Here is an 11,544-nt window from a genome sequence, read left to right as displayed (position 1 = left end):
CGGCGAGCAGTACCGCGCACAGGCACCAGCCGGCCACGACGTCCAGTGGCCAGTGGTAGCCACGCCGGACCAGGCCGAAGGAGACGCCGAGCACGAGTGCGAGGCAGCCGGCGGCGAGTGCGCGGCGGGCCCGGGCCGTGCCGAGCCAGGGGAGGAGGAGCAGGGCCGCCGAGCCGTACGCGACGGCTGCCGTGGCCGTGTGGCCGGACGGGTAGTACCCGACGCCCGGCGGCATCACCGGGGTGCCCGGGCGGGCGGTCCAGTCCTTCAGCGGGACGACGACGGCCGGGACCAGCGCCATCGGGACGGCTGCCGCGGCGGGCGGCAGCCACCAGCGGTCCGTACCGGTGGCACGGCCCCGCCACGCCGCGTACCCCAGCGCGAGCGCGAGCACCGGCACCGCCACCTGGGCGTTGCCGAGGTCGGCGAGGAGTTCCGAGACGCGGTCCGGATGGACCAGGGCGCCGCTCAGCCGCTCGTCGAGACGCACCAGGGGACCGTCGGTGACGACCTGCCAGGTGAGCAGCCCGAACAACAGGGCCGGCAGGCCCGCCGCAAGAAGCAGGGGGGAGAGGAGGAAGGAGGTCGGCCGCCCCGGAACAGGGGGGGTGGTTCCGGGGCGGCCGTCCGGACCGGAACGCCGCGCGCCCCGGGGGGTTTGGGGCGGGCGACCGTCCGATCGGTGAGGAGATCCGGAACCAGAGGCACCGGTTGTGTGCGCGAGGGCACGACCAGGTCGAAGCTGGGGAGGCCCCGGCCTGATGTCGCCCACAGTCCCCTGTGGGCGGGGTGTATCTCTCATCTGGTTAGAACCTACGGCAGCGGGTGGCGCCAGGACAGGTGGAATCGCGTCCCGTCATCCACCCCGCACACGTTCTTCACACGGCCTGCCGTAGCTGTGGGTTCACTGTCCGTGACCGGTGCGGACCAGTGGCTCAGATCCGCGCGAAGGCCTGCTCGATGATGTCGAGGCCCTCGTTCAGGAGGTCCTCGCCGATGACCAGCGGGGGCAGGAAGCGGAGCACGTTGCCGTAGGTGCCACAGGTCAGGACCAGCAGGCCCTCCTGGTGGCAGGCCTTGGCGAGCGCGGCGGTCGCCTCCGGGTTCGGCTCCTTGGTGGCGCGGTCCTTGACCAGCTCGATCGCGATCATGGCGCCGCGGCCGCGGACGTCACCGATGACGTCGAACTTGTCGGCCATGGCGGTCAGGCGACCCTTCATGACCGCCTCGATGTTCTTCGCCCTGGCGTTGAGGTCGAGCTCCTTCATCGTCTCGATGGCGCCGAGCGCACCGGCGCAGGCGACCGGGTTGCCGCCGTAGGTGCCGCCCAGGCCACCCGCGTGCGCGGCGTCCATGATCTCGGCGCGGCCGGTGACGGCGGCGAGCGGCAGGCCGCCCGCGATGCCCTTGGCCGTGGTGATCAGGTCGGGGACGATGCCTTCGTCCTCGCAGGCGAACCACTGGCCCGTCCGGCAGAAACCGGACTGGATCTCGTCGGCGACGAACACGATGCCGTTGTCCGAGGCGAACTTGCGGATCGCGGGCAGGAAGCCCTTCGCCGGCTCGATGAAACCACCCTCGCCGAGCACCGGCTCGATGATGATCGCGGCCACGTTGTCCGGGCCGACCTGCTTGGTGATCTGGTCGATGGCCTGCGCGGCGGCCTCGGGGCCGGCGTTCTCCGGACCGGTCGGCCAGCGGTAGGCGTAGGCGACCGGCACCCGGTAGACCTCGGGGGCGAACGGACCGAAGCCGTGCTTGTACGGCATGTTCTTCGCCGTCAGCGCCATCGTCAGGTTGGTACGGCCGTGGTAGCCGTGGTCGAACACGACGACCGCCTGGCGCTTGGTGTACGCGCGGGCGATCTTGACCGCGTTCTCGACGGCCTCGGCGCCCGAGTTGAACAGGGCGGACTTCTTGGCGTGGTCACCCGGGGTGAGCTCGGCCAGGGCCTCGGCGACCTCGACGTAGCCCTCGTACGGGGTGACCATGAAACAGGTGTGGGTGAAGTCGGCGAGCTGGGCGGAGGCCCGGCGTACGACGGCCTCGGCGGACGCGCCGACGCTCGTCACCGCGATGCCGGAACCGAAGTCGATCAGACGGTTGCCGTCGACGTCCTCGATGATCCCGCCACCCGCGCGCGAGGTGAACACGGGCAGCACGGAGCCCACGCCCTGCGCGACCACGGCGGTACGGCGGGCCTGAAGCTCCTGCGACTTCGGACCGGGGATGGCGGTGACGACGCGGCGCTCCTGCGGAAGTGCGCTCATGGGGGGCTCCTGGTGGTTCTACGGCCTTGACGACTCTTGTCTTGCCTTTGCCTTCTCTTCTCGCAGGCTAGGTCGGCGGGAGGGGAGTAGGCATGCTCCATGTGGGCGTTGTCCGGGATCGATGTTGTCCGTGGTGGACATGGCGGTCCGGCCCGCCCGAGAGGCGCCCCATGGGCGTCCCCCTCTCATCTTGGCCCTCTCTCGGCCGCGTAAGCGGTGAACTCCCCAGGCCGGGGCGTTAGATTGACTCGCTGACGGTGGACGGAACGGCTGCTCAGGGGGCAAGGGAGATGGACAGCGACGGGACGCAGGACGCGCGGGGTACGCATGCGAATCCTGTGCCGCGTCCGGCGGGACCGCAAGACGTCCCCGCGATGCCGCCGAGGCCCCCGGGCGTGCCCGGGACCGAGGGACAGCGGTCGGCCGTCGCCGACTGGCTCGACGAGCCCCGGCCCGCCGCCGCGCCCGGCATCTGGCGCCTCGGCCACCGGCCGCCCAAGGACACGCGGACGCCGGACCGGCTCCCCCCGATCACCGTCGTCGGCCTCCTGATCCCACTCGTCGTGGCCCTGCTCGTGTGGTCTCTGTGGCGCCAGGGCAGCCTGCCCTACGAGTGGGCGCTGCTGAAGCTGTTCACGCCGGGCGACTGGTGGTGGGGCGGGACCGTCTCGCCCCGGCAGTGGCAGGGCCACGAGGCCCTGGTGGTCTACGACGGCGCCTTCTTCGCCGTCCTCGTCTACGCCGTGGTCCGGCTGGGCAGCTGGTCCGAGGTCGTCCGGCACTTCGTGGGCCGTCGCCCGCAGCCCGTACGGGCCCTGCTCGCGGCCGTCGGCGCCCTCGGCGCGCTGAGCCTCGTCTTCCCGGACGCCTTCCCGGTCGTCGGCTGGGACGCCGTACCGGTCTTCGACCCGCTGCTCGCCCTCACCGCCCTGGTCGCGGGCGGCTACGACCTGTTCAGTTCCGAGCTGTTCGTCGACAGCCTCTACACGCTCGTCACCGTGCTGGTCCTCTGGCCGTTCGCCCGTGCCGGCGGCTGGTGGACGTACGCGAAGGAGCTCGCCGAGCGTCGCCGGGCCGCCGCCCACCCCACCACGGCACCGGCCGTGGACCTGCCGCGGTCGCACTGGCCCGAACTCCGCGACGCGGGCCAGCACCAGGCGGCCGAGCTGCTGACCGCCGAAGTGGCCGGGGGCCGGATGAACGACGTGGACTGCGCGCGCGTGGCCCACGCCTGGACGCGGGCCAGGAGCCAGGCGAGCCCGGCCGCCTTCACGGAAACCGTGCTACGGCAGGGCGCCGCGGCCTGGACGCACCCGTCCGGATCCCGGGACCTGCCCGCCCGCACAGCCCGGCACGACCTGCTCGAAGGACAGGTGCGCATCGGGCGGTGGACGCCGGGCGAGCGGACCCCGCGCGCCTATCACGACGCCGGCGCGGCCGTCGGTCCGGACGTTCTCGCCACCTCGTTCCTGCTGGTGGGACCGCCCGGCTCCGGCAAGACCAGGCACGTGGTCGGGCCGGTGACCGAGTCGCTGGCGCTGCAGGCGCTCACCGGCCGGTGCGCCCTGGTCGCCGTCTCCGCCGCCGGATCCCCGCTCGGCCCGGACTCGGCCTACGACGTCGTGGTGCGCATCGGCGACCCGGCGTCCGTCCACGACCTCGATCCGTACGCGGAGTCCGACGACCCCGACGAGGCCGCCGCGTTCCTCGCCGAGGCCCTGGTGGGCGATCTCGACACCGTCAGCAGCCAGAGTGCCGCCACGGCGCTCGCCCAGCTGCTGGGCCCCTACCGGGCCGTGCACGGGCACTTCCCGCCGCTGCCGGTGCTGCGTGAACTCCTGGAGGGGGAGCCGTCGGCGCTGTCGTCGCTGCGTGCCGCGCTCACGGACGACCGGCACGCCGTGATGCGCCGTGAACTCGACGCCCGCATGCGCCAGACCGGGACCGCGGCCGACACGGGCCCGGCGCTCGCCGACCGGCTCGCACTCCTCGACCGGCCCGTCTTCGCCGACTTCTTCGGCGCCGGGGGCGTCGGCCGGTCCTTCTCCCTGCGTGCTGTGGCCCATCACCCGCTGCGGGTCCGTATCGATCTGCCCGAGCGCGGGCACGAGGAGGCGTCCCGGCTGATCACCCGGCTCGTCCTCGCGCAGTTCCACACCGTCGTGCGCGAGGGGCGGGGCCGCCACTTCGCGTGCCTGGTGCTCGACGACGCCACCGGGGCCGTCACCGCCGAGTCGGTGCGCCGGATCCAGCGGCTGCGTTCCGACAACGCCGGCGTCGTCCTCGCGCTGCGCTCGATCGCCGACGTGCCGGAGGCGCTGCACGGCCCGCTGCTGGGCGCCGTCGGGTGCCGTATGGCGCTCTCCGGCGTCACGACCTGGGACGGCAGCCGGTTCGCCCACGCCTGGGGCACCGAGTGGGTGGAGACGAAGGAGGTCGCCAAGCACACCGTCTTCGCGGACCAGCCGATGACCCGCGCGATCCACGCCCTGCGCAAGCTGGTGACCGGCAAGGCCGTGACCACGGACGCCGTGACGACCAAGCAGGTCGAGCGGGAGCGGTGGTCCGCGTCCGAGCTGGCGCACGCGGTACCCCCGGGGCACGCGGTGCTGTCGCTGACGAGCGTCAACGGCGAGCACGCCCCGCCACTGCTGGTGGATCTGCGTGGTTGAGGTCTGCAGCAGGCACAGAGGTACGTACATAAGGTCAGCGGGTGACCGTACGGTGAGGCAGAATCGGCATAGGCCGTTCATACGCGGCGGCCAAAAGATCACAACGATCACCCGATCTCCCCAGACCTGAAGGCCCCATGCCCCCGACGCTCGCCTCGCTCGTCCACCACTCCGCGCTCAAGCTCACCGTGCGCGCGGGCGAGGACCGCCTCGACGTGCCCGTCCGCTGGGCCCACGTCAGCGAGCTCGCCGACCCCGTGCCCTACATGGAGGGCGGCGAGCTGCTGCTGATCACCGCGCTCAAGCTGGACGCCGAGGACCCGGAGACGATGCGGCGGTACGTGAAGCGGCTGGTCGGCGCGGGCGTCGTCGGGCTCGGCTTCGCCGTCGGGGTCAACTACGACGAGATCCCCAAGGCCCTCGTCGACGCCGCCGAACAGGAAGGGCTGCCGCTGCTGGAGGTGCCCCGCCGCACCCCCTTCCTCGCGATCAGCAAGGCGGTGTCCGCCGCCATCGCCGCCGACCAGTACCGGGCGGTGACCGCCGGATTCGCCGCCCAGCGGGAACTCACGCGGCAAGCACTGGGCGCCGGCCCCGAAGGGCTGCTCGGGGCACTCGCCACCCAGGTCGACGGCTGGGCCGCGCTGTACGACGCCTCGGGCGCCGTCGTCGCCACCGCGCCGGAATGGGCCGGGCGACGGGCCACCCGGCTCACCGCGGACGTGGAGCGGCTGCGGGACCGGCCCGCCCCCGCCTCGTCGGTCGTCGGCCTCCCGGACCACGACGACCGGGTCGAGCTGCACACCCTCGGCACCGGGCGGCGACCGCGCGCGGCGCTCGCCGTGGGCACGGCCGCCGCCCTCGGCACGGCCGAGCGGTACGCCGTCCACTCCGCCATCGCCCTGCTCACCCTCACCACCGAACGCTCCCGGTCGCTGCACGCGGCCGAACAGCGGGTCGGCGCGGCCGTGCTGCGCATGCTGCTCGCCGGGGAGCCGGACCACGCGCGGGCCGTCGCCGGCGACCTGTACGGCGGGCTGCTCGACGCCCCGTTCCGGATGATCGTCGCCACCACGCTCACCGCCGCCGCCGACGAGGTCCGGGACCCGCTGGACGGACTGGCCGAGACGGTGGAGTCCGCCGCCGCCCGCTCGGGGGAGGCCGTGCTGATCGTGCCGGAGGGGGAGCGGCTGGTGGTGCTCGCCGCGGACGGCGGTGCCGCGGTGGCCGCCTGCGCGGACCACGCGGCCGCGCTGGAGGCGGCGCGGAGCGGGCCGGAACCGGCCACCGGTGCCGACGAGGGCGAGCTGGTGGTGGGGCTGTCCGCCCCGGCCGGGCCGATCGCCGCCGCGGCTGCCTACAAGCAGGCCGAGCAGGCGCTGTCCGTCGCCCGTCGGCGGGGCCGCGTACTGGTCGAACACGAACAACTGGCGGCCGGTTCGGTACTGCCGCTGCTGGCCGACGACGCGGTGAAGGCGTTCGCGGACGGGATGTTGCGCGCGCTGCACGAACACGACGCGACCGGCCGCGGCGACCTGGTCGCCTCCCTCCGCGCCTGGCTCTCCCGGCACGGCCAGTGGGACGCGGCGGCGGCCGACCTCGGCGTCCACCGCCACACGCTCCGCTACCGGATGCGCCGCGTCGAGGAAATCCTCGGCCGCTCCCTGGACGACCCCGATGTCCGCATGGAGCTGTGGCTCGCCCTGAAGGCCACGTCAACGGAGTGAGCCGAGCGGGTGGGCGAGGTGGCGCGGCCCCCTTCTCAGCCCGTCCGGCGTTCGACGCCGAGGCGGTCCACTTCGCTGGGGGCTCCGCCCCCAGACCCCCGGCCTATGCCCGCCCACCACCCGTGCGAGTGGGCTGGAGGGCGCGGCTCTCGTTTATCAGCCCGTCCGGCGTTTGAGGACGAGGCCGTTCAGGCCGAAAGGGGGGTCCAGGGGGCGCAGCCCCCTGGCGGGGTCGAAGGGGCGGAGCCCCTGGGTACCACGCCAAACCGGCGTACAGCCGACCCGCACCCGTACGACTCGGACAAGCCCTCTCCCCCCGCCCCCGCCCTACCGTGGACGTGGAACAACCACACAGACACCCCCGAAACACGGAAGGGCCGGAACACGCACATGACTTCCACCCACGCCTTCTGGCTCGCCGGCCGCCAGGTCACCGGCGAGGACGCCTTCGACGTCACCTCCCCCTGGGACGGCCGACTGGTCGCCAAGGTCAGCGTGCCGACCGACGCCCAGGTCGAAGAGGCCGTCGCCGCCGCCCACGCCGTCCGCGAGGACTTCGCCGCCACCCCGGCCCACGTCCGCGCCGCCGCCCTCGACCACGTCAGCAAGCGCCTCGCCGAGCGCACCGAGGAGATCGCCCAGCTGATCTCCGCAGAGAACGGCAAGCCCATCAAGTGGGCCCGCGGCGAGGTCGGCCGGGCCGTCTCCGTCTTCCGGTTCGCCGCCGAGGAGGCCCGCCGCTTCAACAGCGGCGAGGCCCAGCGCCTCGACACCGACGCCGGCGGCCAGGGCCGCCTCGCGCTCACCCGCCGCTTCCCGAAGGGCGTCGTCCTCGGCATCGCGCCGTTCAACTTCCCGCTGAACCTGTGCGCCCACAAGGTCGCCCCGGCCATCGCCGCCGGCGCCCCGATCATCCTCAAGCCGGCGCCCGCCACCCCGCTCTCCGGCCTGATCCTCGGTGACCTGCTCGCCGAGACCGACCTGCCGGCCGGTTCCTGGAGCATCCTCCCGGTCTCCAACGACCGCATGCCCGCCCTCGTCCAGGACGAGCGGCTGCCGGTGATCTCCTTCACCGGTTCCGAGAAGGTCGGCTACGCGATCATGGACTCGGTGCCGCGCAAGCACTGCACCCTGGAGCTGGGCGGCAACGGCGCCGCGGTCGTCCTCGGCGACTACGCCTCCGACGCCGACCTGGACTGGGCCGCGACCCGCATCGCGACCTTCTCCAACTACCAGGGCGGCCAGTCCTGCATCTCCGTGCAGCGGGTCATCGCGGACGCGTCCGTCTACGACCGTCTCCTCCCGCGCATCGTCGCCGCCGTCGAGGCCCAGGTCACCGGTGACCCCTCCGACGACAAGACCGACGTCGGCCCGCTGGTGAGCGAGGACGCCGCCAAGCGCGTGGAGTCGTGGGTGAAGGAGGCGGTCGAGGCCGGGGCCACCCTCCTCACCGGTGGTGACCGCGACGGGGCCTCCTACGCGCCGACCGTGCTCACCGACGTACCGGCCGACACGACCATCTCCTGCGAGGAGGTCTTCGGGCCCGTCCTCACCGTGCAGAAGGTGGACGGCGAGGCCGCGGCCTTCGCCGCCGTCAACGACTCCAAGTACGGCCTCCAGGCGGGCGTGTTCACGCACGACCTCCAGACCGCCTTCCGTGCCCACCGCGCCCTCGAGGTCGGCGGCGTGGTCGTCGGCGACGTCCCGTCCTACCGCGCCGACCAGATGCCGTACGGCGGCGCCAAGCAGTCCGGCGTGGGCCGCGAGGGCGTGAAGTTCGCGATGGACGACTACACCTACGAGCGGGTGCTGGTCCTCACCGGGCTCGCCCTCTAGTCGCCCCGAGCGCCCCGAAGGGGCCCGGCATCGATGACTTCCGGTGCCGGGCCCCTTCTCTGTGACGGCTTCGTCCGGACCCTCAACCGGAGAAGCCGACGCGCGCGAGCCGCACCGGGCCGCGCAGCCTGAGGTGCACGTCGTGCACGCCCTCGGCGACGATGCCGGCGCCGAGCGAGACGTAGTCGTACGGGCCGGACGTGGGTTCCTCCAGTGCCAGGGCCGCCAGCGCCGGGCCGCCGTCCAGCGACAGCTCGACCACGCCCTCACCCGCCACCCGGACCGTCACCTCCGTCACGCCCTCGCCGAAGTCGCAGTCGCGGTAGACCAGTTCGCCGGTGCCTGAGTCCGCCGGTGTCACCGCGTCACCCGACACCTTCGTACGGTCCACCAGAGCGACGCCGGAGTGCTCGTCGAAGTCGGCCGCGTCCAGGCCGCGACGCAGGACCGGGCGCGGCTGGGCCGCCTCGCCGTCGAGGTGGACGGTCGTGCGCAGCCGGACGTCCGCGCTGGAGGCGCCGACGAGGAGGTCGTACGGTCCCTCCTCCAGGCACCACCGGCCCTGCGCCACGTCCCAGAACTCGAAGGCGGCCAGGGGCACCTCGAAGCTCAGCTCCGCCCGCTCGCCCGGGCTCAGGGCGACCCGGCGGTGGGCGGCCAGCTCACGGCGCGGGCGGACGGCCGACGGGTCCACCGCGCGGGTGTAGAGCTGGGCGACCTCGTCCGCGGGGACGTCACCGGTGTTCGTGACCGTGAACGACACGTGCACCGTGTCGTCCGCCACCCGGACCGCCAGGTCGGCATAGGCGAAGGACGCGTACGACAGGCCGTGGCCGAAGGGGAAGAGGGGCGTTCCCTCGTAGTACAGGTACGTCTGGCGGGCGCCGATGATGTCGTAGTCGAACAGGTCGGGCAGGTCGGCGTCGGCCGCGTACCAGGTCTGCGGTAGACGGCCCGCGGGGCAGACGTCACCGGCCAGGACGCGGGCCAGGGCGGTGCCCGCCGCCTGCCCGCCGTGCGCGGTCCACAGCACGGCCGGCAGCCGCGCGACGTCCACCGCGTACGGGTACGCCGAGACCAGCACCAGCACCGTGTTCGGGTTCGCGGCCCGCGCCGCGCGCAGCAGCCGCTCCTGGTGGGCGGGCAGGTCCAGGGTCGTACGGTCCTCGGTCTCGCGGCCGTTGATGTGCGGGTCGTTGCCCGCCACCACCACGACCACGTCGGCCCGCGCCGCGACCTGCGTCACCGCGTCCTCGGCCCGCTCGGCGACGACGAGTTCCAGGATCTCCGGATTCTCGTCGGCAACCTTTACCCCGTCCGCGGAGACCGAGACATGGCGACCCGTACCGATGTGCCTGAGGAGGTGGCCGTCGCCGTGCGGTTCCAGGCGGAACGTCTCCTGCACGATCCAGCCGCCCGGCTGGTCGGCGGAGGCGCGGACACGGCCGTCCTCGGCGACCGACAGGTAGCGGCCGTCGGGCGCGCGCAGCGTCAGCACGCCCTCGCCCCAGTCGACGAGCGCGAACTCGGTGCCGGTGGCGTCGGTGGTGAGCGGAGGCAGGTCGGTGCGGCCGGCGAGCAGGGCCGGGTCCAGGGCGCCCTCGGCGCCGCGCGCCTCGTCGGGGGCCTCGGGGGCGGGCGGTACGTGCAGGAACGTACCGGCGGAGGTCCTGAGCAGGACCCGGTCCACGCCCTCCGCGAACTCCACCCGCTCCGCGCCGAACCGCTCGTACAGGCCCTCCAGAGGAGTGGACCGGTGCAGCAGCGTGCCGCTGTACCAGTCCAGCTTGCACTCGTCGGCGAGCAGACCGACCACGGCGAGGCGGGTGTCCGGGGCGAGGGGCAGCAGGCCGTCGTCGTTCTTGAGCAGGACCACCGCCTGCTCGGCCGCTTCCTGGGCGAGCGCGCGGTGTCCCGGGGTGTCGAACTCGCCGGTGCCCAGGTGCGGGTCGTAGTGCGGGTCGAACTCGCCGAGCCGGAAGCGGACCGACAGCTGGCGGCGGACGGCGGTGTCGATGTCGGACTCGGTGAGCAGGCCCCGGTCGAGGGCCCCGCGCACCCGCGCGACGATCCGCGAGCCGTCCGTGCCGTGGTCGGTGAAGCTGTCGACGCCGGCCAGCAGGGCGGCCGCGGTGGCCTCCTCGTGGGTGTCGAAGTAGTGCTCGTGGTCGACCAGGTTCGAGGGCGCGCCCGCGTCGGAGCAGACCAGGAAGTCCTCGTCGGTCCAGGTGCGCAGGTGCTCGCGCAGCTGCGGGGAGAGGTGGTTGGGGCGCCCGTTGACCAGGTTGTAGGCCGGCATCACCCCGGCCACCGCACCTGCCTCCACCGTCTCCTTGAAGGCCCGCAGGTCGTACTCGTGCAGCACGCGCGGGCGGACGGAGGCCGAGGAGGTGGCCCGGTCGGTCTCGTTGTTGTGGGCGAGCCAGTGCTTGAGCACCGGCGCGGTGCGCCAGTAGGTCGGATGGTCTCCGCGCAGGCCGTGCGTGTACGCGGTGGCGATCGCCGAGGTCAGCTTCGGGTCCTCCGAGTAGCCCTCCTCGTTGCGGCCCCACAGCGGGTGGCGCAGCAGGTTGACGGTCGGGGACCAGACGTTGAGGCCGACCCGGTCGTCGCGGGCGCGCATCGCCCGCACCTCCTTGGACACCGCCTCGCCGACCCTGCGGACCAGGTCCGGGTTCCAGGTCGCGCCGAGACCCACCGCCTGCGGGAACACCGTCGCCGGGCCCATCCACGCCACACCGTGAAGGGCCTCCTGGCCGGTGCGGAACGCGGCGACGCCGAGCCGTTCCACGGCGGGCACGAACTGGTGCAGGAAGGCGACCTTCTCGTCCAGTGTGAGCCGCGCCAACAGGTCGTCGACGCGCTTCGCGAACGGCAGTTGCGGATCGCGGAAAGGCGGCGAGGGCGGCGTGTGTTCGGTCACGGGCGGGTTCCCCCTGGGATGGAACGGCGAGGCGCTTTCGAAGCGCTTCGATGCTCATTCGACAACCGGGTGGGTGTCAAGACTCCCCGGGGCAACAACTCGGACTTCTCACCGAC

At 73.2% G+C, this 11,544-nt stretch carries 5 protein-coding genes and 1 pseudogene; 3 read left to right on the top strand and 3 right to left on the bottom strand.

All coding sequences use genetic code 11. The features are described from left to right. Positions 1–13: 13 nt before the first annotated feature. Together ACFY01_RS34050 and gabT are read right to left on the bottom strand one after the other, a co-directional pair. Positions 14–235: pseudogene (locus tag ACFY01_RS34050) on the bottom strand (phosphatase PAP2 family protein); the annotation flags it as partial. 700 nt (positions 236–935) lie between these two features. Next, positions 936–2,270: a 4-aminobutyrate--2-oxoglutarate transaminase gene (gene gabT / locus ACFY01_RS34045; RefSeq protein ID WP_390739624.1), complete on the bottom strand. Its 1,335-nt coding sequence runs from the start codon at positions 2,268–2,270 to the stop codon at positions 936–938. Between the two features lie 290 nt (positions 2,271–2,560). Here gabT and ACFY01_RS34040 point away from each other — a divergent pair, with 290 nt between their 5' ends. From ACFY01_RS34040 to ACFY01_RS34030, 3 genes are all read left to right on the top strand, one after another. Beyond that, a complete protein-coding gene (locus ACFY01_RS34040) occupies positions 2,561–4,942 on the top strand; it encodes an ATP/GTP-binding protein (RefSeq protein WP_390739623.1) in 2,382 nt (793 codons plus the stop codon). Positions 4,943–5,079: 137 nt separating this feature from the next. Then, positions 5,080–6,669, top strand: a complete 1,590-nt coding sequence (locus ACFY01_RS34035; RefSeq protein ID WP_390739622.1) for a PucR family transcriptional regulator — start codon at positions 5,080–5,082, stop codon at positions 6,667–6,669. Positions 6,670–7,059: 390 nt separating this feature from the next. Continuing rightward, entirely contained in the window at positions 7,060–8,505 is a 1,446-nt protein-coding gene (locus ACFY01_RS34030) for an aldehyde dehydrogenase family protein (RefSeq protein WP_390739621.1), read from the top strand. A gap of 82 nt (positions 8,506–8,587) precedes the next feature. Here the strand turns inward: ACFY01_RS34030 and ACFY01_RS34025 are convergent, their stop codons facing one another. Then, positions 8,588–11,428: a glycoside hydrolase family 3 C-terminal domain-containing protein gene (locus tag ACFY01_RS34025; RefSeq protein WP_390739620.1), complete on the bottom strand. Its 2,841-nt coding sequence runs from the start codon at positions 11,426–11,428 to the stop codon at positions 8,588–8,590. Between the last annotated feature and the right edge of the window lie 116 nt (positions 11,429–11,544).

The organism is Streptomyces sp. NPDC001480 (genome assembly GCF_042894725.1).
Classification (GTDB): domain Bacteria; phylum Actinomycetota; class Actinomycetes; order Streptomycetales; family Streptomycetaceae; genus Streptomyces.
Note: the sequence above shows the minus strand (reverse complement) of the source record. Positions and strands in the feature narration are given on the sequence as shown.